The organism is Candidatus Nitrospira bockiana, from assembly GCF_965152565.1.
The window spans coordinates 1658566-1684736 of sequence record NZ_OZ224215.1; the positions used below are offsets into that span (position 1 = coordinate 1658566).

At 62.9% G+C, this 26171-nt stretch carries 28 protein-coding genes and 1 riboswitch; of the genes, 21 read left to right on the plus strand and 7 right to left on the minus strand.

Going from position 1 to position 26171, the window contains the following annotated elements:
* Window positions 1-346: 346 nt before the first annotated feature.
* The 3 genes from groL to ACWHYV_RS08270 form a co-directional block, all read right to left on the minus strand.
* A complete protein-coding gene (groL, locus tag ACWHYV_RS08260) occupies window positions 347-1975 on the minus strand; it encodes a chaperonin GroEL (protein WP_447980168.1) in 1629 nt (542 codons plus the stop codon).
* A 70-nt stretch (window positions 1976-2045) separates the two neighbouring features.
* Entirely contained in the window at window positions 2046-2345 is a 300-nt protein-coding gene (locus ACWHYV_RS08265; protein WP_447980169.1) for a GroES family chaperonin, read from the minus strand.
* A gap of 233 nt (window positions 2346-2578) precedes the next feature.
* Window positions 2579-3625 carry an RNA polymerase factor sigma-32 gene (locus ACWHYV_RS08270; protein WP_447980170.1) on the minus strand — a complete coding sequence of 349 codons (1047 nt, stop codon included), beginning with the start codon at window positions 3623-3625 and terminating at the stop codon, window positions 2579-2581.
* 216 nt (window positions 3626-3841) lie between these two features.
* Between ACWHYV_RS08270 and ACWHYV_RS08275 the strand changes: the two genes are divergently transcribed.
* The 17 genes from ACWHYV_RS08275 (at window position 3842) to ACWHYV_RS08355 (ending at window position 18829) form a co-directional block, all read left to right on the plus strand.
* Window positions 3842-5026 (plus strand): MFS transporter, encoded by a 1185-nt coding sequence (locus ACWHYV_RS08275; protein WP_447980171.1) that lies wholly within the window; start codon window positions 3842-3844, stop codon window positions 5024-5026.
* Between the two features lie 91 nt (window positions 5027-5117).
* Window positions 5118-6332, plus strand: a complete 1215-nt coding sequence (locus ACWHYV_RS08280) for a bifunctional 3,4-dihydroxy-2-butanone-4-phosphate synthase/GTP cyclohydrolase II (protein WP_447980172.1) — start codon at window positions 5118-5120, stop codon at window positions 6330-6332.
* Between the two features lie 68 nt (window positions 6333-6400).
* Entirely contained in the window at window positions 6401-6922 is a 522-nt protein-coding gene (gene ribH, locus ACWHYV_RS08285) for a 6,7-dimethyl-8-ribityllumazine synthase (protein WP_447980173.1), read from the plus strand.
* On the plus strand, window positions 6919-7359 hold the full coding sequence (nusB, locus tag ACWHYV_RS08290; protein WP_447980174.1) for a transcription antitermination factor NusB: 441 nt from the start codon (window positions 6919-6921) through the stop codon (window positions 7357-7359). Before ribH ends, nusB begins: the two co-directional genes overlap by 4 nt.
* A gap of 64 nt (window positions 7360-7423) precedes the next feature.
* Complete coding sequence (gene purB / locus ACWHYV_RS08295; protein WP_447980175.1) at window positions 7424-8809, plus strand: adenylosuccinate lyase; 1386 nt, start codon at window positions 7424-7426, stop codon at window positions 8807-8809.
* Window positions 8806-9510, plus strand: coding sequence for a phosphoribosylaminoimidazolesuccinocarboxamide synthase (gene purC, locus ACWHYV_RS08300; protein WP_447980176.1), 705 nt, complete (start codon window positions 8806-8808; stop codon window positions 9508-9510). Before purB ends, purC begins: the two co-directional genes overlap by 4 nt.
* 63 nt (window positions 9511-9573) lie before the next feature.
* The gene (locus ACWHYV_RS08305) at window positions 9574-9798 is read left to right on the plus strand and encodes a hypothetical protein (RefSeq protein WP_447980177.1); all 225 of its coding nucleotides are present in this window, start codon (window positions 9574-9576) and stop codon (window positions 9796-9798) included.
* Window positions 9795-10034: a phosphoribosylformylglycinamidine synthase subunit PurS gene (gene purS / locus ACWHYV_RS08310; RefSeq protein WP_447980178.1), complete on the plus strand. Its 240-nt coding sequence runs from the start codon at window positions 9795-9797 to the stop codon at window positions 10032-10034. The genes ACWHYV_RS08305 and purS overlap by 4 nt, the downstream gene beginning before the upstream one ends.
* Before the next feature lie 30 nt (window positions 10035-10064).
* Window positions 10065-10799, plus strand: coding sequence for a phosphoribosylformylglycinamidine synthase subunit PurQ (gene purQ, locus ACWHYV_RS08315; RefSeq protein WP_447980179.1), 735 nt, complete (start codon window positions 10065-10067; stop codon window positions 10797-10799).
* Between the two features lie 51 nt (window positions 10800-10850).
* Window positions 10851-13106: a phosphoribosylformylglycinamidine synthase subunit PurL gene (purL, locus tag ACWHYV_RS08320; protein ID WP_447980180.1), complete on the plus strand. Its 2256-nt coding sequence runs from the start codon at window positions 10851-10853 to the stop codon at window positions 13104-13106.
* A 64-nt stretch (window positions 13107-13170) separates the two neighbouring features.
* Window positions 13171-14589: an amidophosphoribosyltransferase gene (purF, locus tag ACWHYV_RS08325; protein ID WP_447980181.1), complete on the plus strand. Its 1419-nt coding sequence runs from the start codon at window positions 13171-13173 to the stop codon at window positions 14587-14589.
* A 181-nt stretch (window positions 14590-14770) separates the two neighbouring features.
* On the plus strand, window positions 14771-15313 hold the full coding sequence (locus ACWHYV_RS08330) for a peroxiredoxin family protein (protein ID WP_447980182.1): 543 nt from the start codon (window positions 14771-14773) through the stop codon (window positions 15311-15313).
* A gap of 54 nt (window positions 15314-15367) precedes the next feature.
* Window positions 15368-15607: a hypothetical protein gene (locus ACWHYV_RS08335; RefSeq protein WP_447980183.1), complete on the plus strand. Its 240-nt coding sequence runs from the start codon at window positions 15368-15370 to the stop codon at window positions 15605-15607.
* A 30-nt stretch (window positions 15608-15637) separates the two neighbouring features.
* Window positions 15638-16231, plus strand: a complete 594-nt coding sequence (locus ACWHYV_RS08340) for a hypothetical protein (protein ID WP_447980184.1) — start codon at window positions 15638-15640, stop codon at window positions 16229-16231.
* Window positions 16232-16318: 87 nt separating this feature from the next.
* On the plus strand, window positions 16319-17131 hold the full coding sequence (locus ACWHYV_RS08345) for a tetratricopeptide repeat protein (RefSeq protein ID WP_447980185.1): 813 nt from the start codon (window positions 16319-16321) through the stop codon (window positions 17129-17131).
* Window positions 17132-17135: 4 nt separating this feature from the next.
* Window positions 17136-17555 (plus strand): hypothetical protein, encoded by a 420-nt coding sequence (locus tag ACWHYV_RS08350; protein ID WP_447980186.1) that lies wholly within the window; start codon window positions 17136-17138, stop codon window positions 17553-17555.
* Between the two features lie 209 nt (window positions 17556-17764).
* A complete protein-coding gene (locus ACWHYV_RS08355; RefSeq protein ID WP_447980187.1) occupies window positions 17765-18829 on the plus strand; it encodes a methyltransferase in 1065 nt (354 codons plus the stop codon).
* Here the strand turns inward: ACWHYV_RS08355 and ACWHYV_RS08360 are convergent.
* Complete coding sequence (locus ACWHYV_RS08360) at window positions 18732-19163, minus strand: hypothetical protein (RefSeq protein ID WP_447980188.1); 432 nt, start codon at window positions 19161-19163, stop codon at window positions 18732-18734. The genes ACWHYV_RS08355 and ACWHYV_RS08360 overlap by 98 nt on opposite strands.
* A gap of 80 nt (window positions 19164-19243) precedes the next feature.
* Here ACWHYV_RS08360 and ACWHYV_RS08365 point away from each other — a divergent pair, with 80 nt between their 5' ends.
* Window positions 19244-19675: a thiol-disulfide oxidoreductase DCC family protein gene (locus ACWHYV_RS08365; protein ID WP_447980189.1), complete on the plus strand. Its 432-nt coding sequence runs from the start codon at window positions 19244-19246 to the stop codon at window positions 19673-19675.
* A gap of 7 nt (window positions 19676-19682) precedes the next feature.
* Here ACWHYV_RS08365 and ACWHYV_RS08370 read toward each other — a convergent pair whose 3' ends face one another.
* From ACWHYV_RS08370 to ACWHYV_RS08380, 3 genes are all read right to left on the minus strand, one after another.
* Window positions 19683-21107, minus strand: coding sequence for a hypothetical protein (locus ACWHYV_RS08370; RefSeq protein ID WP_447980190.1), 1425 nt, complete (start codon window positions 21105-21107; stop codon window positions 19683-19685).
* Between the two features lie 120 nt (window positions 21108-21227).
* The gene (locus ACWHYV_RS08375; protein ID WP_447980191.1) at window positions 21228-21674 is read right to left on the minus strand and encodes a putative molybdenum carrier protein; all 447 of its coding nucleotides are present in this window, start codon (window positions 21672-21674) and stop codon (window positions 21228-21230) included.
* Window positions 21675-21746: 72 nt separating this feature from the next.
* Window positions 21747-22445 (minus strand): PEP-CTERM sorting domain-containing protein, encoded by a 699-nt coding sequence (locus ACWHYV_RS08380; protein WP_447980192.1) that lies wholly within the window; start codon window positions 22443-22445, stop codon window positions 21747-21749.
* A 400-nt stretch (window positions 22446-22845) separates the two neighbouring features.
* Window positions 22846-23107, plus strand: a riboswitch (cobalamin riboswitch).
* Window positions 23108-23173: 66 nt separating this feature from the next.
* Here ACWHYV_RS08380 and ACWHYV_RS08385 point away from each other — a divergent pair.
* The 3 genes from ACWHYV_RS08385 to ACWHYV_RS08395 are packed head-to-tail and all read left to right on the plus strand — an operon-like array spanning window position 23174 to window position 26165.
* A complete protein-coding gene (locus ACWHYV_RS08385; RefSeq protein WP_447980193.1) occupies window positions 23174-24196 on the plus strand; it encodes an ABC transporter substrate-binding protein in 1023 nt (340 codons plus the stop codon).
* A complete protein-coding gene (locus ACWHYV_RS08390; RefSeq protein WP_447980194.1) occupies window positions 24193-25338 on the plus strand; it encodes a FecCD family ABC transporter permease in 1146 nt (381 codons plus the stop codon). The genes ACWHYV_RS08385 and ACWHYV_RS08390 overlap by 4 nt, the downstream gene beginning before the upstream one ends.
* Window positions 25335-26165: an ABC transporter ATP-binding protein gene (locus ACWHYV_RS08395; RefSeq protein ID WP_447980195.1), complete on the plus strand. Its 831-nt coding sequence runs from the start codon at window positions 25335-25337 to the stop codon at window positions 26163-26165. Before ACWHYV_RS08390 ends, ACWHYV_RS08395 begins: the two co-directional genes overlap by 4 nt.
* Window positions 26166-26171: the final 6 nt, after the last annotated feature.

Sequence of the window (26171 nt, forward strand, 5' to 3'; positions counted from 1 at the left end):
GCCACACGCAGGCGAGAGCCCGACCCCACTCCGCTGAAGCACACGCCTTTCGGTTAGGCGAAGGCACAACCCGGGCTTATCCACTCACTCGAACGACCCTCAGGGTCGTTCTGGAATCTTGATAAGACCCAAGACGCTTCAATCAAGTCCGACCGCGTGTCCCGATGCCCGATGACCGTAAGGGCGTTCTTGGCTGTACTTCTCGCTGAGGATTGTTGAAGGAGAGACGATGCGGGCGGGGACCGGGGGGCATCGACGATAGCATGAAAAAAGCACAACGGCCGAATGGGGTCGCCATCCGGCCGTTGGCTTTCGCCATGAATGCCGGCCTTTGCCGGCGTTCAGCTCAGTACATGTCGTGCATGTGGCCGCCGGCCGGCATCGCCGGCTCCTTCTTCTCTTCCGGCAGCTCCGTGATCATGACCTCGGTGGTGAGCATCAGGCCCGCCACGCTCGCCGCGTTCTGCAGCGCGCTCCGGGACACCTTGGTCGGGTCGATGATGCCCGCCTCGAGCAGGTCGACATAGGTCTCGCTCGCCGCATCGAATCCGAAGGACGTCTTCGATTCGGCTTTGACCCGGTTGACGACCACCGAGCCCTCGACGCCGGCGTTTTCCGCAATCTGGCGGATCGGCTCCTCAAGCGCCCGGCGCACGATGTTGACGCCGACCTGCTGCTCCTCGGGCAGCTTGAGGTTGTCCAGCGCCTTGATGCAGCGTAGGAACGCCACTCCGCCACCCGGGACGATGCCTTCCTCGACGGCGGCCTTCGTCGCATGCAGGGCGTCCTCGACGCGCGCCTTCTTTTCCTTCATCTCGGTCTCGGTCGCCGCGCCGACGTTGATGACCGCCACACCGCCGACGATCTTCGCCAACCGCTCCTGCAGCTTCTCGCGGTCGTAATCGGAAGTCGTCTCCTCGATCTGCGTCTTGATCTGCTTGACGCGGGCTTCGATCTTCTTCGGATCGCCGTAGCCCTCGACGATCGTGGTGTTGTCCTTGTCGATCGTGACGCGCTTCGCGCGGCCGAGGTCGGTGAGCTTCACATTCTCGAGCTTCAGCCCCAACTCCTCGGACAGGACCTGTCCGCCGGTCAGGATCGCGATGTCCTCGAGCATGGCCTTGCGGCGGTCGCCGAAGCCCGGCGCCTTGACCGCGGCGACGTTCAACGTGCCGCGGAGCTTGTTCACCACCAAGGTGGCGAGCGCTTCGCCCTCCACTTCCTCGGCGATGATCACGAGCGGCTTGCCCATCTTGGCCACTTGCTCGAGCAAGGGCAGGAGGTCCTTCATCGCGCTGATCTTCTTTTCATGGATCAGGATGAACGGCTCTTCGATCGACGCTTCCATCCGCTCCGCGTTCGTGACGAAGTACGGGGAGATGTAGCCGCGGTCGAACTGCATGCCCTCGACCACGTCCAACGACGTCGTCATCGACTTGGCTTCCTCGACGGTGATGACGCCGTCCTTGCCGACCTTCTCCATCGCCTCGGCGATGAGGTCGCCGATCGTCTTGTCGTTGTTCGCGGAGATGGTGCCGATCTGGGAGATTTCCTTCTTCGTCTGGCAGGGTTTGCTCAGCTTGCGGAGCTCCTCGACCACGACCTCGACGGCCCGGTCGATGCCCCGTTTGATGTCCATTGGGTTGCCACCGGCGGTGATGTTCTTCGCGCCCTCGCGATAGATGGCCTGGGCAAGCACGGTGGCGGTGGTGGTGCCGTCGCCGGCCACGTCGCTGGTCTTGCTCGCAACTTCACGGACCAGCTGCGCACCCATGTTCTCATAGGGGTTCTTCAACTCGACTTCCTTCGCCACCGTCACGCCGTCCTTGGTGATGGTCGGCGCCCCGAACTTCTTGTCCAGAATCGCGTTCCGGCCCTTTGGACCGAGCGTCGCCTTCACGGCGTCGGCGAGTTGATTGACCCCTTTGAGGATCGCCGCGCGCGCCTGGTCACTGTACAAAAGCTGCTTTGCCATCTTGCCCTCCGTTGTCCGTTAATAATCTGATGTCCGAACGTCTTCGCTCAGGAACTCCGCTGTCGGGTTGTTATGACGTGAAGACGCCGAGGATGTCCTCTTCCTTGAGGATGAGGCAATCCTCGTCATCGATCTTGAGCTTGCTGCCCGAATACTTGTCGAAGAGGATCTGGTCGCCCACCTTGACGTTCTTCACATCCTTGCCGACCGCCTGGATCGTGCCGCGCTGCGGTTTTTCCTTTGCGGATTCAGGCACATAGATACCGCCAGCCGTCCGCTCCATTTCCTCGGTGTACGTTACGAACACCCGATCGCCCAGCGGCTGGAAGCCCTTCGCCACGTTCTTCTTCTCCTTGGTCTCCGTCGCCATACGTTCCCTCCTTGACGTGTTGAACCGTGCTGTTCAGGCAGCTGTGGATAATGCCGGGGATTATCGCGTTTCCCAGGCGGGTACGACCGGGGCATTAGATAGTCCCAATGGCGATCAAGTCAAGGGCCACGGTGGATTTTTCTTTCCCGAAGCTCTGCGGGAGAGAGGCGGGCGCGCAGCAGGGTGGCCGGGTCGACGCGGTCGGGTCGGGGCCGCGCCAGTCGCCGCGTCGTTCAGAAGCGTAACTGGTCGAAGTCTTTCACTTCTTTCTTCACGTACTCGCGCAGCCGTTTGATGATCCTGGCTTCCAGTTGGCGGGTCCGTTCTTTGGTGATCCCGTATTTTTGACCCAGGTCCTCGAGCGTGAGCGGGGTCTCCGAGAGGATGCGATTTCGCAGGATGTCCTCCTCGCGTTCGTCCAGGGTCTTGATGAACTCGGCCAGCTTTTCGCGAAACAGCTCGCGCAACTGGACGTCGCCCAGGCGCTCGTCGATCGCTTGGTCTTGCGCGGGCAGGACGTCCAACAGCGTCCCTTCGGTCTCCTCGTTCAGCGGCTGATCCAGCGACAGCTCCCAACTCCCCAGTCGCTGGTCCATCTCGATCACGTCCCGTTCACGGACGTTGAGCCGGTCGGCCAACAGCTTGGTATCCGGGGCGAACCCCTCGCGTTCCAGCTTCGCCTTCTCCTTTCTGAGATTGTAGAAGAGGCGGCGCTGGTCCTGCGTGGTTCCGACCTTGACCAGGCGATAGTTGTTGAGCAGATAACGCAAGATATAGGCGCGCGCCCACCATGCCGCATACGCATGGAACCGGACGTTCTTGGTCGGGTCGAACTTCTTGATCGCCTGCATGAGCCCGACGTTGCCTTCCTGGATCAAGTCCATGTGGTCGGCGCCGGTATGGAGGTACTCGGCCGCGATGGCGACCGAGACCCGCAGGTTGGCGAGGATGAGCTTGACCGCCGCCTCGCGACTGCCGAGCGTCCGGTATTCTTCGAACAGCCGGAGCTCCTCTTCCTTCGACAGGAACGGGTACCGACGCACCTCGGCCAGGTAGCGTTGGAGCGTGGTGGTCGGCGCTAGGGCGGTCGCCGTAGCGAGGGACGGCTCGGCCCCATCCGTCCCCGGGGGCGATGCGGGGAGCTGACCGATCTCGGTGTCGGGTTCCGGCTCCGTCGAGGGCTCCGAGGCTTCCGATGACGTCTCCAGGTCATCAGGTTCCCACGTCGCCGATTCCGGTAGAGGCGCTGTCGGGTCCGTCTTGTGTTTCGGTTTTCGCATCACTGCGTGTTCATGATTATAAACGGAACAGCCATATTATAAACGGAACAGCCATGAGAGCAAAGGTGTCGACGGGACCCCGGCCCGCAGTCGCATCGTTACAAAGTCGTGCCGGTGCGGTTGTCAGGGCGATTCGTCGCACTCTATAGTGGCCGCCTGCTCGATAGTGGCCGCCTGCTCGGGTTGGTCTCGCAAGCGGACACCCTCGGAGGACGAATGTATCTTGGTCGGGCGCTCATGAGCGGGCATTGGCCGACGCTGCTCGCCGCCTGGCTCCATTTGACCGTGAGCTTCATGGTGTGGCTCATGCTCGGTGCGCTGGCTGGCTATCTCGCCCGGGATCTGTCGCTGACCGTGAGCCAACTCACGACGGCGGTCGCGATCCCGTTGCTGGCGGGCGCCGGGCTGCGGGTGGTGGCGGGCTGGAGCTCCGATCGGCTCGGGGCGAAACCAACGGCGCTGGCCATCCTGCTGGCCGAGCTGGGCGCAATCCTCTGGGGGTGGCGGGGTGTCGACTCCTACGCCGAGCTCCTCGGGCTGGGGGCATTGCTCGGCGTGGCGGGTGCGAGTTTCGCGGTCACGCTGCCGCTCGCCGGCCTCGCCTATCCACAGCGCCATCGGGGTCTGGTCGTCGGACTCGCCGCATCGGGAAACATCGGCGCGGTCTTGATCGCGTTCCTCGCCCCGCGGTGGGCCGAGTCCCTCGGCTGGCAACAGGCGTTCGGCGTCATGACGCTCCCTGTCATCGTGACGCTCGTGCTGTTCCTCCGTTGGGTTCCTTCTGGGGAAGGGAGGCCGGTCGACTCGGGCGGGCGGTGGTGGCATGCGCTCTACGAGGTCGCACGCCAGCCGACCATGTATTGGTTGTGTTCCATGTACGCGGTGACATTCGGCGGGTTCGTCGGGTTCTGTAGCGTGCTGCCGCTCATGCTGCACGATCAGTATGACCTCGATCTCGTGACAGCGGGCGGCGTCACCGCGCTGGCCGGCCTCACCGGTAGCCTGATCCGCCCGTTCGGCGGCTATGCCGCCGATCGAATGGGCGGGTTATGGGCCCTTCAGCCCGTGTGCCCGATGATCGTGGTCGTCTTGATCGCGCTGGGGGCGCTTCCCGCCGTCGCAACGGCGGTCGGGTTGATCGTCCTGACCGTCACGGCCATGGGGTTCGGGAACGGCGTCGTGTTTCAATTGGTCGCTGACTGGTTCCCGAAGCAGATCGGCTTGGCCTCGGGCATCGTCGGCGCCGCCGGCGGGGTGGGCGGATTTCTCTTTCCTATGTGGCTGGGCGTGTTGAAAGAGGTGACGGGAAGCTACCGAGCCGGATTATGGCTCTTCGCGGTGATCGGTGTCGTGGCCTCAGCGAGTGCCGTCACCGTACTCCGGCGTCGGATCACAGGCTAGTCACCTGCGGGCGCACCCGGTGCGCATTGACTTTCCGACGCGAAAAGCTTTAAGTGGATTGGAAAAAATGGCAGTCGGTCATGGAGCCTAGATGCCGGACGAGCCGGTCTTCAACAGCATCGAACAAGCGCTGAAAGACATCAAGCGCGGCCGTCTGGTGATTCTCGTCGACGATGAAGATCGCGAAAATGAAGGCGATCTCGTCATGGCTGCCGAAAAGGTCACGCCGCAGGCCATCAACTTCATGGCCAAGCACGCCCGTGGCCTCATCTGTCTCGCCCTGACCGCCGAGCGGGTGGAAGAGCTCCAACTCCCGCCCCAGGCCGCGGAGAATACCGCCACCTTCGGCACGGCGTTCACCGTCTCGATCGATGCCCGTAAGGACATCACCACCGGCATCTCGGCGGCCGATCGCGCCACGACGATTCGCGTGGCGATCGACCCCAAGACCAAGCCCTCCGACCTGGCACGTCCCGGACACATCTTCCCCCTCAAGGCTCAAAAAGGCGGCGTGCTGAGGCGGGCCGGTCAGACGGAAGGGTCGGTGGACTTGGCCCGGCTCGCCGGGCTCTATCCCGCCGGCGTCATCTGCGAGATCATGAATGAAGACGGCACGATGGCTCGTGTGCCGGAGCTCGCGAGGTTCGCCAAGCGGCACGGCTTGAAGGTGGTCACCATCAAGTCGCTCATCGAGTACCGCTTGCGCCGAGAGACCTTCATCAAGCGGGTCGCCAGCGCCAAGCTGCCGACGATCTTCGGCGACTTCGAGGCCGTGGTCTTCGAAAACGAGGTCGACGGCGGGACGCACATCGCGCTCGTCAAGGGCCCCATCGAGCCCCAGGTGCCGACCATGGTGCGCGTGCACTCCGGCTGCGTGACCGCCGACGTCTTCGGGTCGCTGCGCTGCGATTGCCGGGACCAACTCCATCATGCGATGGAAATGATCCAGAAAGAGGGCCGGGGGGTCTTGCTCTACCTGAACCAGGAGGGCCGGGGCATCGGGCTGGCCAACAAGATCAAGGCTTACCAGTTGCAGGACGAAGGCGTGGACACGGTGGAGGCGAACCTTCGGTTGGGGTTCAAGGCCGATCTGCGGGACTATGGGATCGGGGCGCAGATCCTCGTGAACCTGGGCCTCAGGAAGATCCGGCTGCTGACGAACAACCCTCGGAAGATCGTCGGCATCGAAGGGTACGGCCTCAAGGTCGTCGAACGCGTGCCGATCGAAATGGCGCCACGCGCGGCCAACGTCCGTTACCTTCGGACCAAGAAGGCGAAGCTGGGGCACATCCTCAATAAAGTCTAGACGGATATCGAGACGGGCCGCCGAGGCGTCCAACGCCCGGGCCTTCTCGGAACAGACCTCCTGCTTCTATGAACATCCTCGAAGGATATCAGGACGCCAAGGGACTGCGCCTCGCCCTCGTCGTCAGCAAGTTCAATGAATTCATCACTGAACGGCTTTTCGCGGGGGCCGTGGAAGTCCTGAAGAAAGCCGGGGCCGATGACCAGACGCTCGAGGTGGTCCGGGTGCCCGGCGCCTTCGAGATCCCTCTGGTGGCCAGGCATCTGGCTCTGTCCCGGCGATTCGACGCCGTCATCTGCTTGGGCGCGGTCATCCGCGGCGAGACGCCGCATTTCGAGTACATCAGCCGGGAGGCGAGTCGGGGGATTGCGCAGGCGGCCTGGGATTCCGGCGTCCCGGTGATCTTCGGCGTGTTGACGACGGACACCGTCGATCAGGCCCTGGCGCGCGCCGAAGGCGTCGAGCAGAACCGCGGCGCGGAGGCGGCGCGCACGGCCATCGAAATGGCTTCGGTCCTGCGGGCGTTGAATCGACGGCGCCCACGCGGCGCGGCTGCAAGGCGGGTGAAGAAGGCGGGCAGGCCACGATGAGCGGCCGACGGCGATCGCGCGAGCGCGCGCTCCAAGTGCTCTTCCAGTGGGACATCCACGGCAACACCGACCACTGGTTGGAGGACTTCTGGCAGCGCAACCCGCTCGCGCCCGACGCGCGTGAGTTCGCCGACCGGTTGATCGACGGCGTGATGATGCATCGACCGGAGTTGGACCAGCTCATCGAGCGGTACGCGACGAACTGGAAGATCAGCCGAATGCCGGTGGTCGACCGCAACATCCTGCGCGCGGCCCTCTGCGAGCTGCTCTGGATGCCCGAGGTGCCGGCCAAGGTGACCGTGAACGAAGCCGTCGAGCTCGCGAAGGAGTTCGCCGACGACGACACCCGGCGCTTCGTGAACGGGGTCCTGGACAAGATCATTGCGACCGAGCCCCAGTTGGACGTGAAGCGCGCAGAGATGGCGGAGAAGAAATGACGAACGGAGGCGGGACGGGCCGGCCGGTCCGGCGAGGCGTCGCCGGGGACGCCGAGGGGCTTCGATGATCGAGCGGTACACGCTTCCACGGATGAAGGCGATCTGGGACCTGGCGCACAAGTACCAGATCTGGCTCGACGTCGAATTGCTCGCCTGCGAGGCCCTGGAGCGAGCCGGCGAGGTGCCGAAGGGCGTGACCGCGAGGATTCGCAAGAAGGCCCGCATCGACGTGGATCGGATCGCCGAGATCGAGAAAGTGACCAAGCACGACGTGATCGCCTTCCTCGAATCCCTGATCGAGCCCGTCGGGCCCGATGCCCGGCTCCTGCATAAAGGGTTGACGTCCTCGGACGTCGTCGATACGTCCCTCGCCGTACAAATGAGGGACGCGCTCGACATCATCCTCTCGGACCTGGACGCCTTACTCGGGGTGCTCAAGCAGCGGGCCTTCGAGCATCGGCACACGGTGATGGTCGGCCGTTCCCATGGGATCCACGGCGAGCCGATCTCGTTCGGGTTCAAGCTGGCCATCTGGTATGAGGAGTGCCAGCGGCACCGGCGCCGGCTCCAGGCGGTGCGGGAAGAGATCGCGGTCGGGAAGCTATCGGGCGCCATGGGAACGTTCGCGCACCTGGGTCCGGAGGTCGAGGAGTACGTGTGCGGGAAGCTGGGGCTCACGCCGGATCCGGTCTCCAGTCAGATCGTGCAGCGAGACCGCCATGCCGCCTACCTCTCGGCTCTGGCCCTGCTCGCGGCCAGCATCGAGAAGTATGCCACGGAGATCCGCCATCTGCAGCGCACCGAGGTCTTGGAAGCCGAGGAGTTCTTCGCCGAAGGGCAGAAGGGGTCCTCGGCCATGCCGCACAAGCGGAATCCGATCGCATCCGAGAACCTGTGCGGCTTGGCGCGGGTTGTTCGCGCCAACAGCGTCGCCGGTCTGGAAAACGTCGCCCTCTGGCACGAGCGGGACATCAGCCATTCCTCGGTGGAGCGGATCGTGATGCCGGACAGCACAATCCTGGTCGATTACATGCTGGTCCGGATCACCGACCTCATCCGCAATCTGCTGATCTATCCCGACCGGATGCAGCGGAACCTCGACTTGACCGAAGGATTGGTCTATTCGCAGCGGCTGCTGCTCCTACTGGTCGAGCGGGGAGCGCAGCGGAAGGAGGCGTACGAGGCGGTGCAGCGCAACGCCATGCAGGCGTGGGAAGGGTGGCATCGCGCGGGCAAGGAATCCGTCTTGGCGGAGTCCAGGAGGGCGGGAGGGGTCTTCAAGGATTTGGTCGGCAAGGACCCGCTGATCACGAGATACCTGACGACGAAGGAAATCGACGACTGCTTCGATCCCAGGTACTATCTGCGGCACCTCGATCAAATTTATCGGCGGGTATTCGGCCGTGAACGGACGGCCAGGGGAGGCGAGAGGAGAAGGATTCGGTCATGAGCAAGGGCGCATTGTTGTACGAAGGCAAGGCGAAGAAGATCTTCGCCACGGATCAACCCGATCGCGTGATCCAGTATTTCAAGGACGATGCGACGGCGTTCAACGCACAGAAGCGCGGGACGATCGTGGACAAAGGCGTCGTCAACAACAAGGTTTCGGAGCGGCTGTTCAAGCTGCTGGAGGCGGGCGGCGTGCCGACCCATTTCGTCGAGCGGCTCAACGACCGCGAGATGCTCGCGAGGCGGGTCGCGATCGTGCCGATCGAAGTGGTGGTCCGGAACGTCGTGGCGGGGAGTCTCGCCAAGCGGTTGGGGCTGAAAGAAGGGGAGGCGATCGAGCCCGCGCTCCTCGAGTTCTATTACAAGAACGATGCGCTGGGCGACCCCTTGATCACCGAGGAGCACATACGCCTGCTGAGGCTCGCGCCGCCGAAGTTCGTGGAGGAGATCAAGCGCCTTGCGCTGAAGGCGAACAAGCTGCTCGTGCCGTTCTTCCAGGAACGCGGCATGATGCTCGTCGATTTCAAGCTGGAGTTCGGACTGTACAATGGGGCGATGATCCTCGCCGACGAGATTTCCCCGGACACGTGCCGGCTCTGGGACAAGACCACCGGGGAGTCGATGGACAAGGATCGGTTCCGGAAGGACCTGGGGAAGATCGAAGAGGCGTACCAGGAGGTCCTGCGACGGGTGTGCGGGTAGGCGGAAGACGGCGGAGCGCTCGCGGGTCCCGTTTGCGGAGGGGGAACACCAAGAGGCGGATGGGTGAAGACGTTCCTCGCCAAGTTCATGGAACAGGGGCTCCTGTGGGCGATCATCGTCTGGGCCGCGGCCGTCGCCCTGATGGCGATCAACATCCCTGATGCGTTTTGGCGCTGGTCCTTCCTGGCCCTGTCGGCGGCGGGGATCGGCCTGGTCGTGCTCATCAATTGGGCGCGAAAGAAGTTGGTGATGATGGGGCAGGCCTCGAAAGACAGGAGCGAACCGTGAAGGCGAAAATTCATGTGACGCTGAAGCCCGGGATCCTCGATCCGCAGGGAAAGGCGATCGAGCATGCGCTGGAAGCGCTGGGGTTCAAGGGCGCGAGCAACGTGCGGGTGGGCAAGTACATGGAGCTGGACCTGAACGAGTCGGTCAAGGACAAGGCCGAGGCGGAAGTCAGAGCCATGTGCGAGAAGCTGCTGGCGAATACGATCATCGAAGAATATCGGTATGAACTGCAGTAGCACACGATCAACCGTGAACGAGCGCAGGGCATGAACATCGGAGTCGTGACATTCCCGGGGTCCAACTGCGACCACGACTGCCGGCACGTGTTGGCGGACGTGTTGGGCCAGAGCGTGCAGATGATTTGGCACAAGGAGACGTCGCTCAAGGGCCTGGACGCCGTCGTGCTCCCCGGCGGATTCTCGTACGGCGACTACCTGCGCACGGGGGCGATCGCGCGCTTCTCGCCGGTCATGGGGGCCGTGAAGGCGTTCGCGTCGGCCGGTGGACTCGTGCTCGGCATTTGTAACGGCTTTCAGATCTTGCTGGAGGCCGGCCTGCTGCCCGGCGCCATGCTGCGGAACCGCTCGCTGTCCTTCATCTGCAAGGACGTGTACGTGCGGGTCGAGAATGCGGCCACGGCCTTCACGAGCCGGTGCCGGCCGGGACAGGTCCTGAAGATCCCCATTGCTCACGCAGACGGCAACTACTACACCGACGACGTCACCCTTTCCCAGTTGAGGGCCAATGCCCAGGTCGTCTTCCGGTACTGTACCCCGGCGGGCGACGTCACGCCCGAGGCGAACCCGAACGGCTCGATCCACAACATTGCCGGCCTCATCAACGCCAAGGGCAACGTGCTCGGCATGATGCCGCATCCTGAACGCTGCGCCGAGGGCCTGCTGGACAATGACGAAGGGCGGCTGATTTTTCTGTCGATGCTGGATGCGCTGAAGAAGGCGAAGTCGGAATCGGAATCAGGAAAGGTGCAGGCCGGTCTCTAGCGCGATCAGGCATGCGCCTATTCGACGAATGGAAGGCCCTCGCGACGAACGATGAAATCCTCCAACCCGCCCATCACGAAAGAGCTCATTGCCCAGCACAACCTGACCGACGAGGAGTACAAGAAGATCGTCGAGATCCTCGGGCGGGAGCCGAGCTTGACCGAGTTGGGAATGTTCTCGGTCATGTGGTCCGAGCACTGCTCGTACAAGAGCTCGCGCGTCCATTTGAAGCGCCTGCCGACGACCGGTCCGCGGGTCGTCCAGGGCCCGGGGGAAAATGCCGGTGCGGTCGATATCGGGGATGGGCTCGTGGCCGTCTTCAAGATGGAGTCGCACAACCATCCGTCTTTTATCGAGCCGTATCAGGGAGCGGCCACCGGAGTGGGTGGGATTCTGCGCGACATCTTCACGATGGGGGCGCGGCCGGTGGCCCTGCTCGATTCGCTTCGGTTTGGGCTCCCGGAGAACCCCAAGAATCGGCATTTGGTCAAAGGCGTGGTCGCCGGCATTTCGGGATACGGGAACTGCATGGGCGTGCCGACGATCGGGGGCGAAATCGTCTTCAACGAGATCTACACGAACAACCCGCTCGTGAACGTCTTTTGTCTGGGGATCGCCAAGAAGGATCGGCTCTTCAAAGGGAAGGCGGCGGGCGTCGGCAATCCGGTGATCTACGTCGGCTCCAAGACCGGCCGCGACGGGATCCATGGGGCGACCATGGCGTCCGATTCTTTCGATGCCGAGTCCGAATCGAAGCGGCCGACCGTCCAGGTGGGCGATCCGTTCACCGAGAAGTTGCTGCTCGAGGCGTGCCTCGAGCTCATGGCGGGCGATCTCTTGGTCGGGATTCAGGACATGGGGGCCGCCGGACTCACGAGCTCGTCGTGCGAAATGGCCTCGCGTGCGGGAACCGGCATCGATCTGGACCTCGCGCAGGTGCCGCGCCGAGAGCCGGGCATGACGGCCTACGAATTGATGCTGTCCGAGTCGCAAGAGCGCATGCTGATGGTGGCCAAGCAGGGGAAGGAAGACGAGGTGATCCGCATCTGCCGCAAATGGGACCTGGACGTGGCGGTGGTCGGCCGGGTCACCGGCGACGGCATGCTGCGCGTGCGGGACGACGGCCGGGTCGTGGCCGAGATCCCGGCAAAGGCCTTGGCCGATGAGGGGCCCAAGTACGAACGCCCGAGCGCGCCGCCCGCCTATCAGGAGTATTTGCAGACCCTGAACGTCGACCTCGTGCCGGACGTGACGGATGCGACGGCCACCCTGCTGGCGCTGCTCGAATCCCCGACCATCGCGAGCAAGCGCTGGGTGTACGAGCAGTACGACCACATGGTGCGGACGAACACGTTGGTGCGGCCGGGCTCGGATGCCGCCGTGATCCGCATCAAGGGCACGAACCGGGCGCTGGCGATGACGACCGACGGCAACGGACGCTACTGCGTCCTCAATCCTTATATCGGCGGACAAATTGCGGTGGCGGAAGCGGCCAGGAACCTCGTCTGCTCGGGCGCCGAGCCGATCGGCCTGACCGATTGTTTGAACTTCGGCAATCCCGAACGGCCCGACGTGATGTGGCAGCTGATCCTCGCCATCGAGGGAATCGCGGACGCCTGCACGGCGTTCGGCGTGCCGGTGGTGAGCGGCAACGTCAGCCTGTACAACGAGACGAACGGCCTCTCCATCTACCCCACGCCGATCCTCGGGATGGTGGGGCTGATCGATCCGATGGATCGGGTCACCACCCAATGGTTCAAGCAGGCAGGCGATGTCGTGATCCTGCTCGGCACGACGCGCGAGGATCTCGGGGGAACGGAATATCTGCGGGTGGTGCATCATCGGGAGCAAGGGGCGCCGCCGTACCTGGATCTCGATGCCGAGAAGGCGCTCCATGCATGCGTGCTGCGGCTGATCGGCGAGGGGATGGTACAGTCGGCGCACGACTGCTCGGACGGCGGCGTGGCGGTGGCGCTTGCCGAGTGCTGCATGTCCTCCCCTGCACGGCGACTCGGCGCTGTGTTAAGATTGGGCCTCCACGGTCTTCGGCGCGACGCCTTGTTGTTCGGGGAATCCCAGTCGCGTGTCATCCTCTCCGTCACAGCCGACCATGCCGATCATGTGCTTCGCACCGCGCAGGCCCTTGGGGTGCCGGCCGTGCCGCTCGGCACCGTGGGAGGCGACCGCTTGATCGTCGAGGTGGAGGGGGATGATCGGACGGCCGGCTGTCGGATCGAGGCCGAGGTGGAGACGCTGTGGGACCGTTGGGCCGGCGCGCTCGAACGTGCGCTGACGGGAAGTAATTGAGGAAATCAGTAATTCGTAATTCTTCAAATCAAATTACTCACTTACTTTTTGGTTTCGAGCATCCATGTCGCTGATTATGCCCTGCAAGACGCCCGACAAGCTGCACGAAGAGTGCGCGGTCTTCGGCATCTATGGACACAAGGAGGCGGCCAACCTCGCCTACCTCGGGCTGTACGCCCTCCAGCACCGCGGCCAGGAAGGCTCGGGCATCGCGGCCAGCGACGGGGAGCATTTTCACGTCGAGAAAGGCATGGGGCTCGTCGCCGACATCTACACGAAGCCGGTGCTCAAGAATCTTCCCGGGCACATGGCCATCGGACACAACCGATATTCCACGGCGGGCGGGAGCCATCTCAAGAACGTCCAACCGCTGACCGTCAACTTCGCGTTCGGCAACTTGGCGTTGGCCCATAACGGGAATCTGATCAATGCCACGATGCTGCGCCATGAGTTGGAGGCGTACGGGGCGATCTTCCAGTCCACGACGGACAGTGAGGTCATCATCCACCTCATCGCGCATTCGCGCGCCGACTCGCTCTTGGCGCGCATCATCGATGCGCTGGGGCAGGTCCGGGGGGCCTTTTCGGTCGTCGTGTTGACCGACACCGGAGTCATTGCGGCCCGCGATCCCTACGGCTTGCGACCGCTGTGTCTCGGGCGTCTGCGGGAGAGCTGGATGGTCGCCTCCGAGACGTGCGCCTTCGACCTGATCGGGGCCGACTTCGTGCGGGACATCGAACCGGGGGAGTTGGTCGTGCTCGACGAGCGGGGCGTCACGTCGCTGAAGCCGTTCACGCAGGTGCAGCCCGCGATGTGTATCTTCGAGTACGTCTACTTCTCGCGCCCGGACAGCAAGATCTTCGGGGGGCACACCGTCTATGCCACGCGAAAGGCGCTCGGCCGGCAATTGGCGCTCGAGTCGCCTGTGGACGCCGATGTCGTCATCCCCGTGCCCGATTCCGGCGTCCCGGCGGCGCTCGGCTTTTCGGAAGGCTCCGGCATTCCCTTCGACATCGGGTTGATCCGCAATCACTACGTGGGCCGTACGTTCATCGAACCGGAGCAGTCGATCCGGCACTTCGGGGTGAAGGTCAAGCTCAACGCGGTGCCGGAGGTCTTGGCCGGCAAGCGCGTCGTGGTCGTGGACGACTCTCTCGTACGCGGGACGACGAGCCGGAAGATCGTCAAGATGCTGCGCCATGCAGGAGCCAAGGAAGTCCACATGCGCATCAGCTCCCCGCCGATCGTGTCGCCCTGCTTCTACGGCATCGACACGCCGACCAAGAAGGAGTTGATCGCCTCCAGCCACAGTCTCAATGAGATCCGCAAGTACATCACCGCCGACAGCCTCGCGTATCTCAGCCTGCAAGGGATGCTCAACACGGCCCCCGGCAAGCCCGACCACTACTGCAATGCCTGCTTCACCGAGCGCTATCCGATTCCGTTTACGAAGGCGGAAGAGCTCCAGCTCGGTCTGTTTTGAACCAGCACGGAACTGGAACGCCGAGCGCTGCGCTTGAAAGGAAGGCTCGCCCTTGTCCCAATTGTCGCTCGTTCAGCGCCAGGAAGCCGCGATCAATTAAGCCGTTGCTGATCAAAAAATTGGCGTGCTAGGATACGCACACCATGGACTGGGTCTGTGAGTTCGGACAAGGAGGCCCGTTATGAAACCACTCCTCTCGTCGCTTCTCATTCCGCTGGCGGTCCTGGCGTTGCTGGCCTCGGCTTCGGCGAAGAGTTTCTTCAAAACGGGCGAGAAGGCGCCGGCGTTCACGTTGACCTCGATCAACGGGGAGAGCGTGGCTCTGGACAACTTCAGGGGGAAGGTGGTCGTCCTTGGGCTCTTCCACATTTGCGAGCCGTGCATGATGCAGGGCACGAACCTCCAGAAGGTCCACGAAGCGACGCAAGGCAAAGACGTCGCGGTCATCGGCGTCAACTCCTCCGGAGATTCCAAAAAGGCGGTGACGGAGTTTCTCTCCCAATTCCCGGTCAAGGTGACGTACCCCTACTTGCTCGATCCGAGCAAGACCACGGACAAGCTCTATGGCGGTGGGCGGTTCATTCCCAACGTCTACATCATCGATCAGAACGGCGTGATCCGCTGGCAGCGTGTGGGTAACATGGATTTGGCCGGCGCCGATGTCATTCTCTCCGAGGTGGACAAGCTGCTGCAGGGCGCGACCAAGACCAGCGGCGGGCTGTGAGCGCACGATCAGGGGCTCCGGCGCCGTGTTGATCGGTGTTGATCAAGGAGACTTATGGGCGAATGGGATGAAGGCAAGCAGAAGTTCCTCGACGTGGTGCAGGGCCTGGACGCCGCCGTACAGGTCGTCATCCCCGTCACCCCTTCGAACAGCATGTTTCTCATCTCGCTCACGAAGGGGCCGAATCGGAAGTTCGTCACCGTGCACGAGGACGACCTCCTCGATCTGCCGAACGACGCGGGTGTGGAAGCCAAAGTCACCAAGATGGTGAAGGACGCCGTGGCGGCGCTCTAGAGTAGGTTGAGGTTAAGGTTGAGCTAATCCATGAAGCAAGTCGCTCCCGGTATCTGGCAGTGGTCGTGGTTCTCGGAGGAGAAGAAGCTGGACTTCAACGGCCTCTTCCTGACCGTCGGGGAGCACCGAATTCTGGTCGATCCCCCGCCGCTAAAGCCGGAGGATGCCGTCCACATCCGGCGCGGCGGGCGGGTCGATTACGTCGTCATCACCAACCGGGACCATGAACGCGAGGCGGGATGGTGCAGGAGTGAATTCGGCTGTCAGCTTTGGTATCCGGAGGTCGATGCACCGCAGATGGAGTTGAAGCCCGACCGGACCTATAAGGACGGAGAGCTGTTGCCGGGCGGCATTTGGGCGATTCACCTGAAAGATCAGAAGTCACCGGGCGAGAGCGCGTTGTTTCTCGAGCAGGGTAACGGGATCCTGATCGTAGGGGACGCGCTCATTGGCAAGCCGCCGGGGTCCGTCTCCATGCTGCCCGCCGAGAAGTTTTCCGATGCCGCCAAGGCGCGTGAGTCTTTGCGCCGCCTCCTCAAGTACCACTTCGACACGCTGCTCGTCGGCGATGGTACGGCGATCCCAACCGGCGCCAAGGGCGTGGTCGAGCGGTTTCTGGCCTAGTCATGCCGCACTCTTCCCATGCATCGCAGGCGGCGGTGGTCCCAGGAGAGGCGCCTAACCGGCGGTGTGCGCTCGGTCTTGATTCCCATGCATTCCCCCTCTGAAGAGCTCAACCGACAGGGTAACGAACGGTTCGCGCACGGCGACTACACGCAGGCCTATGTGTGCTATATGCAAGCGCTGGAATGCGATCGGCTGAGTGGAGACCGCCGGGCCCTAGTGGCCACGCTGGGGAATCTGGGAAACATCTGTGCGGTCAGCGGACGGCGGGAGCAGGCGCAGGCCTATTACCAGGAAGTGCTGGAGCTGCAGAAGATTCTCGGTGATGAGCGGGGCATCGGCACGACGCTGGCGAATCTCGGCAACCTGCGCGCGGACGCGGGCGAGTGGGAGCGGGCGAAAGCCTACTATCTCGAAGCCCTCGACTTGATGAACCGGGCGGGCGACGACATCGGCAAGGCGGTGTTGTTTTCGGATTTGGGGTTGGTGGCGCGGGAGACGGGTCAGTTCGACGAAGCCATGCGCTATTACGACGCTTCGCTCGCGTTGATGCGCCGGACCGGAAACCAGAGCGGGATGGCGGACACCTGGCGGATGATGGCACGGGCCTACTTGATGCAGGACCGTGCGGAAGAGGCGCTTGCGTGCTGCCGTACGAGTCTGGCGATCGCCGAGCGCCTGCGGGATGAACTGCGGACGGGCGGAGCCTGGTACCTGATGGCCGAGTGCTATGAGCGGCTGGACCATCCCAGCGAGGCGGCTGACCTCCTGGAGCGCGTCGTGCGCGTCGATCGGAAATATCAGTTGCCGAAGCTGGCCGAGAACACGGCGCGGCTCGAGCAGTTGCGTGCCAAGCTCGCGGCGATGAGGGGGCCGCATGCGAAGGAATCCAGGGGGTGAGCGGATGAGTGCGGGATCCTGGGAAGAACTCCGCTCGGAGCTGCGTCGCACCGAGCCCGCTTTTTATGAGCTCACGCCCGGCGGGGCGTTGGGCTTGTCCCTTGGCCACGACGGCTGGATGCTCGAGGTGACCCCCGATGGACGAGTCATTTGCCAAACCGGCATGGACATGGACGACATCAAAAGCCTGCTCTCGGACGGGACCGCGGAGGATCTCGGAACGGACGAACTGGCGAAGCAGGCGAAGTTTTATCTGCAGCCGACCGTCTCGAGGTTCCGCAAGACGCTGCTCGCCGCCGGCTTCGAGGAGCGGACGGAGATGACCGATGAGTACGTGGCGGTCCTCTTTCAGCGGACCATCGATCTGGCCGATCTGGATGCGATCAGACAAACGGTCGGCTGGTGCCGCCGGCACTTTTCGTAGCCGACTATTCATGCGCGTTTCTCATGGACCGCCGACCCCGCTGGGAGATTCTGGGTGTGGGTGTGAGGCACCCAACCCGGCGTAGCGACGTCATGAACCGTCTTGATCAATGCAGGGGCTAGCCGATATGTCCGCCGCCCTCCGAGGGCGCGATCGATGACCGGCATCGCGCGTCTGAGCGGCTCCGCCGGCCGTCGGGAGCGCCGGCCATGACCGCCTCGCGTGCCTCCCGTCCCGCCCCGCTGGCCAGCTTTGAGGCCTTTCGCGATCTCGTCTCGGGGTATCAACTGCCGCGAATCATCCTGACCGCGCTGGAGTTGGATCTCTTTACGGCGATGGGGACCGGGTCTTGGACCATCCCGGGTCTCGCTCAGCGGATCGCCGTGAGCGAGCGAGGGCTGGACATTCTCTGCCGCAATTTGGCGAGTGCCGGGATCCTCATCAAGCAGCGGAACGAATATCGGAACGGCAAAGTCGCCGCGAGCGCGTTGAACGCCAAGAGCGCCGATTACCGCGGGGGGTACGTCCGGCTGATCCGCGACCATTGGACCGACTGGGGAAAATTGACCGAATCAGTGAGAACGGGCAGGCCGGTGGAAGACAAGACGCCGCCCGACGACCCCGAATACCGGAGACAGTTTTCGTGGGCGATGCATCACCGGTCGCTCGATGTGGCCCCGGCGGTGGCGGCCCAAATTGATTTACGAGGTGCGTCGAGTCTGCTCGATCTCGGCGGAGGGCCGGGAACCTACGCCCTGGAATTCCTCAAGCGCAATCCGCGGCTGCAGGCGACCGTGGCCGACCGTGCGCCGGCCCTCGAGGTGGCACGCGAGATCGCCGCCGGCTCCAGGCACGGTCGGCGACTGTCCTACCTTCCGCTGGACTTTCTCGAGGAAGAGATTCCGGGACGGTACGATGTCATCTGGTACTCCAACGTCCTCCATATCTACTCGTCTGCCGACAATCGGCGCATCTTCGGAAAAATGGCGGCCGCGCTCTCACCCGGCGGCCGGGTGTTGATTCAGGACGCGTTCCTCCTCGATCGTGAGGGGCTCTATCCTCCCGACGCGAACCTCTTTGCCGCCACGATGCTCCTGTTCACCGAGGGCGGGAACACCTATAGCCTGGCCGAAACGAGCCGGTGGTTGAAAGACACCGGCTTCCAGCGCGTCCGGCCTATTCGGTTGAGGAAGGGGACCGGGGATTGGGAGGAGGGGCTGCTCGAAGGGAGGATGTCGGTCCGACGTCGAGAAAGCCGTGCCCCGCAACCATGATGACAAGGGTATTCACAAATCCGGTGACCGCGCTGAACCAGAACCGCTGGGTGTAGTCGCCTGCCTGGCTGAGCTCCTGGACAATCGTCGAGATATCGAGCGCAAGCCCGATGGTTCCATAGATCACCCCGCCGATCAGGCTCCACCGTACATTCAGAAGAGCGAGTCCGGCGAGCGCGAAGGGGGCCGCGAACAGAAAGACCAGCCAGACCGTCTGGCCGGTTGGCCGTTCGGGCATGGGCGGGCCTTGGATGTGCCACTGCATCGCCGCGACCGCCATGAGGATGACCAAGAGCCCGGCGGTGAGACGCGCGGCGGTGTGCGATCGATCCATATCGTATCGTAGCACCCGGTGATGCGATTCGGCGAGCCAGGCAGGTTCCACGGCGCCGCCGGACGTGCTAGTCTACCATTATGACCCCCGCCGAGCGCCCCGATGACCCCCGGGGCGAGCCCCAACCGATTCTCATCTATGACGCCGAGTGCCGGCTCTGTGTCACGGCCAAGGCCGAGCTCGAACGGATGAGCCGGGATACCTCGGTGAAATGGGTCCCGTATCAAAGCGCCGAAGCCGCCAGCCGGCTGGGAGCCCACTATCGCCCGGGGCGACCGGATGTCGCGTACCTCGTCAAGCCCGACGGCACGATTGAACGGGGCTTGGATGCGTTCCTTCCGCTCGTCCCCGGACTGCGAGCCGGTCGCTGGGTGGCGGCCCTCTTCCGGGTCCCCCTGTTGAAACCGCTCGCGTACCTGTTCTATCGCGCCATTGCGCGCTATCGATACCGCTGGTTTGGGAAGGTGGAAGGAGGTCGGGAGCGTTGCGGATGCCGGGATCACGGAGCGTAGGGCTCGGTCATGTTCGCTCCATCTGCAGGGTCTCGTTCAGATGCTCCACCCACCGCCGCTGGAATTCCTCGTAAGAGATGAACACGCGGTCGTAAAAGGCGGAAGGGAATGGCTCGCCTTTGGCGATGCGCTCGACCAACTCGCGTACGGTGCTCATTCCAAACCGGTCGATCAGATACTTGGTCGCCGAGTTGCCTTCCAAATAGGCCACCATCGCTTGCTGAGGCGGGAACCCACCCCACGGGCCTTCGAGGTAGCTGAGGTTGACGAGGGTGACCTGGCCGCGGACGAACGCCGGGATATCGGGCGGTGGATCGCCGGCGAGTTGCATGGCAAGCCCCTCGTTCAGCCACTGCGGGAGCCGCCGGCCTTGGAGCCGGTGATCGAGCAACGCGTGGACGTATTCATGACGGAGGACACGGGCCAGCCATGCCTGATCGGTGAGCGCCCCCTGTGTCGGGATCTTGATGCGGCCGAGCGTGGGATCATAGAGACCGTCCGACCAGGCGGGCCCGCCGGTGGCGCCGTGAAACGATTCGCGGGTGTGGAGGACGACCAGGATCGGGTCGCTCGGATAATGCCCGAGTTGCTGGCCGATCTCGCGATAGGCTTCTTCGAGGATGTCCAGCACCCGCGTCCACACGGCATAGTCTTCGCCGCCGTCGTATTTCACGGTGAAGTGGCCGCTGTCCCGTGCTTGGAAGCGCTGCTCGGCCTTGCGTGCCTTCTCGATGTAGACGATCTGACTGTCGAGATACGCCTGAGCTTGTGGGGATCCGGCGACGCGGGTCTTGGCCTGTTCGAGGTGCAGCGTGGCGCTCGACAAGTCGTCCTTCTGGATCAAGCGCTCGGCCAGGATGAGATGGGGCATCGGATCCTCGGGTACGAGGCGCATGGCTCGTTCGAGCATGTCTGCAGTCAAGGTCGCGTCTTTCAATTCCCAGTAGGCGAGGACGAGGTTCAGATAGGCGGCTCCGTTCTGCGGATTGATGGCGACGGCTGTGTTGAATGCGGCCGTCCCCGCCCCAAGGCCGCCGCCGTTCCTTGCCTGAAGGACGCCAAGATTGTTCCAGAGGGTCGACAGGCTCAGGCGTATCGGCAGGTCAACGGCTGCCTCGGATGGAATGGCGGAGAGCTGTGCCTGGGCGTCGACCGCCTTTCCCTCTTGGATGAGCTGGTTGATCCGGGCCAGTACCGATGTGTAAGGGGAGCCGGGAATCGCGACCGCCTGGGGCGCCGGAGCCAGTTGAACCTGGATTCGCTCATCGGCCACTGCGGGGGGAAGGGGCACGGCTTCTGGACGGGGGTGCTGGGCCAGGCGTAGGGTGCGCTGCTTCAGCCACAACTGATGGCCAAGGTACAGCGCGACGACCAGGATCAGCAGCACGAGGAGCACCGTCGTGCTTCCCCGTTCATCTTCGAGACGAGGCATGCATCAAGTATAGGGAGAAAATCCGGGCTGTCTATTGCGGAGGCGGTGAAGGAGCCGCGGCTTCCAAGACGCCATCCATAGGATTTCCCAGTGGACACAAGAGATGAGGCGACCGCAGGCTCATGTCAGAAGCGATCGGAGGAAGGCGACGGCGTCGGCGTAGATCCCCGGGCAAGTGGACTCGCGAGGGCCGGCCACATTGAGTGTCCGGATCCCGTGTGCCGTGAGCCATGCGCGAACCGCGTCGGGGGACGGCGGGTTGCTGAGATCGATCAGCAGGGAAGGTTTCGCGAGCCGTCTGGCGACTTCGAGCGTCAACGCGGTGCCGCCGCTGGGCTCGCCTTTCACGAGAACCAACGTGCCGTCCGAGTCGCGGACGTTCCATTCCGTGCGTTCGGGATAGATCGGTGAAGGGGTTTCGCGGAGCGGATAACGGTCGGCGAGCACGCCGTCCTCGGCAACCCTCCCCTTTGGGCACCAGCCGCCACAGGGCAAGCCTAAGTCCAGGGCCACATCAAGGGCCGCCCGATCGACGCCGGTTTGACCGCCGGAGACGAGGCGAAGCATGATGAAAAGAAAATCCCCTTCCGCCCGGCGACGGAAGGGGATTTTCGGTGGTTCTGGGTGTGGTGGTGCGGCTTACGCCTTGTTCCTCAGACGCCAGGCTGCCAGTCCAGCCAGCCCGCTGCCCAGGAGCAACAGGGTCGCCGGCTCGGGCACGCCCGGAGGAGGCGGTACGGTGTCCGGACGGGCCACGAAGCAGAGCGGGTTGCCGGTGCAGAACTCGTTCAGAGCCGGGAGAAGGCCGGCATTGATCACAAAACCCTGGCCGCCCTTGATCTCAATATGGCCGTACACCGGCGCGTTCGGCGAATCGAACTCAATCAGAACAAGGCCGTCACCAATGTTATCGAACTTGACATTGGAGGTGTCCCAATCGGTCGGAATCGGAAATTGACTCGGCGCTCCGAACTCCAACGCGCCAATTGTGGTGTTCGAGTTGACATTTGCGATACAGCCGGCCGTCGCGCTGCAGTTGGCGCTGAGGTCCAGTATCACGTGGCTGATGTCCGGCTGTCCGAAACCGCCGAACGTATACGCATAGTGGAAAGGCCCACCGCCCCCACCGGTAATGTTCCACGCCACGATCAAATCGCGCCCCTCATAGTCACCGACCCCGAGCAGGCCTCCCACGGTCGGGCCACCGGTCGTCGTCCTGGCCCCCGTCAGCTCGCCCAGCGCAGAGAAATTGTCGCCGACTGCGACCGCCTGAGCGTGAAACGGTGTGCTCAACGCGAAGAGTGCTGCTGCGACCCCTGCTGCAAAGACCTTCCTCATGTTTCCCTCCGTAGGTATCCCGCCATTTGACTTTTGTTGCGGTCACGGAGGGAGGTAGCAACGAGTGGGCCAAAGTGAGCGTTAATAGAAATGAGCTTATTGTCAACCACTTAGAGTCCAAGCAAGTTTGAGACGTCACCTCGTTCTGTAAAACATCCCAATGCGGATGTCGGCCATTTTTACAGACCGGCTGCGCGCTCGGGTTGACGGATTTGCCTCATAGCTACAAAGGCTTAGTTTCGACTTCTCTGTAGCGGGACTACCATCGCAATGGAGCTGTCACACTTTTTTACACTTCACGCGATGGCGGCTGATCGCAGTTCGCACGGTCCTACCTGGCCGTCGTCCTCAGTCAAGTCTCGCTTGACAAGCACCACCATCATTTCTTAGTGTGTCGCCCACATTGCGAGAGAGTCCGGGTGTAGGGAAGAGGGTGTGAATCCCTCGCGGTCCCGCCGCTGTGAACCGGGCGAAACCCGCAGATGCCACTGTCTTAGTAGGCGGACGTTATCCGTTATTCGCCAAATCGTTAAACGTAGTTGAAAGAGTCTTACGGTTAACGAATAACGATTGACGATTAACGTCTTCCACCGAAGATGGGAAGGCGCGGGGAGTAGGTTTCAACCGGAAGCCAGAAGACCTGCCTGGACCATAAGCCGACCTTCCCTCGTGGGCTGGGGTAGGGTGAGGGTGAAGAAGCGGGTGCAATCCTCAGGGCTTCACGAGCCTTGGGGATTTTTTATTTGAACCGGCGCGAGCTTCCGCTCCACAATTGTTGGACCGTCCTGCTCGCCGTCCTCGGCCTGGTTCTGATTTCCGCCTCGACCGTCCCCAGCGTTGCCGCCGGAGAGCAGCCCGATATGGCTCGACGACAGCAAGGGATTTTGACCGGGATGCCGTTCATGGCGAACGTTGCGCCCCGCACGTTTGTCGACGATCTCGGCCGGAAGATCTTTCTCGCCAAGCCTCCCGTCCGGATCGTCTCGCTGGCCCCCAGTGTGACGGAAATTCTGTTCGCCATCGGTGTCGGTGATCGTATCGTCGGAGTGACACAGTTCTGCGACTATCCACCGGAAGCGAGAATGAAGCCAAAGGTCGGCTATGCCCAGCCGAACCTCGAATCCCTGGTTGCTCTTCGTCCCGATCTTGTCGTGGCGCCACGGGAATTTCTTCGGGTCGACGTTCTGAGCAAGCTCGAACAGTTGAAGATCCCCGCGTTCATTCTGGAGGCGAAGACGATCGAAGACATTCTTACCCATATCCAGACCTTGGGGCGGCTCGTCGGGGCGAGTGGTGCGGCCGATGGGGTCGCGATGGCGCTTCGCCAGCGAATCGGCGAATTACGGGGGCGAACAGAGGGGTTGACTCGGTTGCGGGTTCTGTATGTCTTGAATAGCCAGCCCTTGATTACGGTCGGCCCCGGGAGTTTCGTCCATCACGTGATCGAATTGGCCGGAGGTCAGAACGTGGCCGCCCATGCCTCCGTGCCGTATCCCCGGTTGAGCATCGAAGAAGTCATCAAACAGGACCCCGAGCTCATCATCTTTCCGGTCGGGTCGGTTGAAGGGATTCCCGAGGCAGAGCAGCGGCTCTGGCAGCGTTGGTCCACGTTGTCGGCGGTGAAGCACAACCGATTCCATTCGATTTCGAGCGATCTGTTGAACCGGCCCGGTCCTCGGATCGTTGAAGGCCTGGAGCGGTTGGCGAGGATGCTTCATCCGGAAGCCTTCCCAGGACCCGCGGCTCCATGAGCACCGGCTTGCAGGGCTCTTCCAAGGAAGCGGAGGCGCTGAATCCCGTGGTCAGCCGCGGCCATGCAGGCGACGATCCTGCTGCGGCTCTCTTCGTGCCACCGCCTTCCCTCATCACACGGGAGCGCTGGCTGGCTGTGCTGGCTTGTCTCAGCCTGCTCAGCCTCTTCATTCTGCTTGCGTGCCTTCGGGTGGGAGCTGAGAATATTGCTCTGACCGATCTTGCACGGATTCTGGCTGGAGCCGCCATTCCCGGGAGGATCGGCGAAGACAGTGCCGCCGCCACGATACTGCTCAAGGTCCGTCTGCCTCGTGTGTTGTTGTCCTTCATGGTCGGCGGGTGTCTTGCGGCGGTGGGCGTGGGCCTCCAAGCGCTCCTTCGTAATCCCCTGGCGGACCCCTATGTGCTCGGCATCTCCAGCGGAGCGGCGCTCGGAGCGGCGTTGGCGATGCTCTTCGGCGTGGGGACGACCCTCTTTGTGCTGTCCGCGGTACCGCTGTTTGCCTTCCTGGGCGGCCTGCTGTCCATCCTCCTCGTCTACTGGATCGCGATCTCGTACGGACATTTGCCGGTTCATACCTTGCTGCTCGCCGGGGTCGTGTTGAACGCGATTTTTTCCGCGTTCATCATGTTCATCACGTCGATCATGGAGCCAACCCGGTCGTTCGGGATGATGGCCTGGCTCATGGGCAGCTTGATCGCACCCGACTATCCGACGTTGGCCGCCATGGCCGTCTATCTTGCCGTCGGGGGGGGCGTCTTATTCAAGCAAACCAATGCGTTGAACCTGCTGACCCTCGGCGAAGACATGGCCCGCTCGTTGGGGGTGGAGGTGGAAGCGGCGAAGAAGACGATCTTCTTCACGTCGGCGCTGCTGACGGGAGCCATCGTCTCGGCCAGCGGGTTGATTGGATTTGTCGGCATGGTGGTGCCACATGCCGTGCGCTTGCTGTTGGGTCCCGACCATCGGGTGCTGTTGCCAGCCTCGGCCCTGGTCGGGGGCATGTTCCTCACCGCCGCGGATGCCGTGGCTCGCAGCATTCTGGCCCCCGCGGAAATCCCCGTGGGGGTCGTGACGGCGCTCGCCGGCGGTCCCGTCTTCATCTACTTGTTGGCGACTAGAAAAGGGGGATTGCGATGACCTCGTGTGTCGCACACCCGGCCTACCGTCTCCAGGGAGTGGCGTTCCAGTATGGGGCCGACCGTGATGACCGGCGCCCGTGGGCCTTGTGTGAGATCTCATTCGAGATCCTTGCCGGCGAGATCGTAGGTATCATCGGACCGAATGGGTCCGGCAAGACGAGCCTGCTCAAGCTATTGGCAAAAGTGCTGCGTCCAACGACCGGCTCGATCCAACTGTTCGGCACGGATGTCCACGTCATGCCGCAACACGAGATGGCTCGACTCGTCGCTCTCGTTCCTCAGGACGCACCGCAGGTCTTTCCCTTCACGATCCTCGAGACCGTCTTGATGGGGCGTTACCCGCACCGTCGTCCTTCACCCTTGTCTTGGTTCGGATGGGAAAGCCGGGAAGACATCAGGTTGGCACAGGAAGCGATGGCCGAGCTGGATGTCCTGCACCTTGCGAATCGTTCGATCTTGGAAGTGTCCGGGGGGGAGCGCCAGCGGGCGATCATCGCCCGCGCCTTGGCCCAGCAATCCCAAGTCCTGTTGCTGGACGAACCGACCGCGTTCCTCGATTTGAATCATCAGCAAGATATCTGCCGAATAGTCCGGCGGCTGAATCGCGAGCGGGGATTGACGGTCGTGCTCGTGTCTCATGATCTCAATATGGCCAGTCAGTACTGCCACCGGCTGGTCTTGATCGACCATGGCGAGCTGTATCGCGTGGGAACACCGGAGGAGGTCATCCGGCCAGAGCTTCTAAGCGCCGTCTATCGCTGCGAGGTGTTGATCGATCGCCATCCCGTTTCCGGCTCGCCGCGCGTCACCTTACCCGCCATGTAAGCGCCG

What these genes read in the sequence shown, in the direction of transcription:
- groL (WP_447980168.1), bottom strand. Translation starts at nt 1,975, where the DNA reads ATGGCAAAGCAGCTTTTGTACAGTGACCAGGCGCGCGCGGCGATCCTC.
- ACWHYV_RS08265 (WP_447980169.1), bottom strand. Translation starts at nt 2,345, where the DNA reads ATGGCGACGGAGACCAAGGAGAAGAAGAACGTGGCGAAGGGCTTCCAG.
- ACWHYV_RS08270 (WP_447980170.1), bottom strand. Translation starts at nt 3,625, where the DNA reads ATGCGAAAACCGAAACACAAGACGGACCCGACAGCGCCTCTACCGGAA.
- ACWHYV_RS08275 (WP_447980171.1), top strand. Translation starts at nt 3,842, where the DNA reads ATGTATCTTGGTCGGGCGCTCATGAGCGGGCATTGGCCGACGCTGCTC.
- ACWHYV_RS08280 (WP_447980172.1), top strand. Translation starts at nt 5,118, where the DNA reads ATGCCGGACGAGCCGGTCTTCAACAGCATCGAACAAGCGCTGAAAGAC.
- ribH (WP_447980173.1), top strand. Translation starts at nt 6,401, where the DNA reads ATGAACATCCTCGAAGGATATCAGGACGCCAAGGGACTGCGCCTCGCC.
- nusB (WP_447980174.1), top strand. Translation starts at nt 6,919, where the DNA reads ATGAGCGGCCGACGGCGATCGCGCGAGCGCGCGCTCCAAGTGCTCTTC.
- purB (WP_447980175.1), top strand. Translation starts at nt 7,424, where the DNA reads ATGATCGAGCGGTACACGCTTCCACGGATGAAGGCGATCTGGGACCTG.
- purC (WP_447980176.1), top strand. Translation starts at nt 8,806, where the DNA reads ATGAGCAAGGGCGCATTGTTGTACGAAGGCAAGGCGAAGAAGATCTTC.
- purQ (WP_447980179.1), top strand. Translation starts at nt 10,065, where the DNA reads ATGAACATCGGAGTCGTGACATTCCCGGGGTCCAACTGCGACCACGAC.
- purL (WP_447980180.1), top strand. Translation starts at nt 10,851, where the DNA reads ATGAAATCCTCCAACCCGCCCATCACGAAAGAGCTCATTGCCCAGCAC.
- purF (WP_447980181.1), top strand. Translation starts at nt 13,171, where the DNA reads ATGTCGCTGATTATGCCCTGCAAGACGCCCGACAAGCTGCACGAAGAG.
- ACWHYV_RS08330 (WP_447980182.1), top strand. Translation starts at nt 14,771, where the DNA reads ATGAAACCACTCCTCTCGTCGCTTCTCATTCCGCTGGCGGTCCTGGCG.
- ACWHYV_RS08335 (WP_447980183.1), top strand. Translation starts at nt 15,368, where the DNA reads ATGGGCGAATGGGATGAAGGCAAGCAGAAGTTCCTCGACGTGGTGCAG.
- ACWHYV_RS08340 (WP_447980184.1), top strand. Translation starts at nt 15,638, where the DNA reads ATGAAGCAAGTCGCTCCCGGTATCTGGCAGTGGTCGTGGTTCTCGGAG.
- ACWHYV_RS08345 (WP_447980185.1), top strand. Translation starts at nt 16,319, where the DNA reads ATGCATTCCCCCTCTGAAGAGCTCAACCGACAGGGTAACGAACGGTTC.
- ACWHYV_RS08350 (WP_447980186.1), top strand. Translation starts at nt 17,136, where the DNA reads ATGAGTGCGGGATCCTGGGAAGAACTCCGCTCGGAGCTGCGTCGCACC.
- ACWHYV_RS08355 (WP_447980187.1), top strand. Translation starts at nt 17,765, where the DNA reads ATGACCGCCTCGCGTGCCTCCCGTCCCGCCCCGCTGGCCAGCTTTGAG.
- ACWHYV_RS08360 (WP_447980188.1), bottom strand. Translation starts at nt 19,163, where the DNA reads ATGGATCGATCGCACACCGCCGCGCGTCTCACCGCCGGGCTCTTGGTC.
- ACWHYV_RS08365 (WP_447980189.1), top strand. Translation starts at nt 19,244, where the DNA reads ATGACCCCCGCCGAGCGCCCCGATGACCCCCGGGGCGAGCCCCAACCG.
- ACWHYV_RS08370 (WP_447980190.1), bottom strand. Translation starts at nt 21,107, where the DNA reads ATGCCTCGTCTCGAAGATGAACGGGGAAGCACGACGGTGCTCCTCGTG.
- ACWHYV_RS08375 (WP_447980191.1), bottom strand. Translation starts at nt 21,674, where the DNA reads ATGCTTCGCCTCGTCTCCGGCGGTCAAACCGGCGTCGATCGGGCGGCC.
- ACWHYV_RS08380 (WP_447980192.1), bottom strand. Translation starts at nt 22,445, where the DNA reads ATGAGGAAGGTCTTTGCAGCAGGGGTCGCAGCAGCACTCTTCGCGTTG.
- ACWHYV_RS08390 (WP_447980194.1), top strand. Translation starts at nt 24,193, where the DNA reads ATGAGCACCGGCTTGCAGGGCTCTTCCAAGGAAGCGGAGGCGCTGAAT.
- ACWHYV_RS08395 (WP_447980195.1), top strand. Translation starts at nt 25,335, where the DNA reads ATGACCTCGTGTGTCGCACACCCGGCCTACCGTCTCCAGGGAGTGGCG.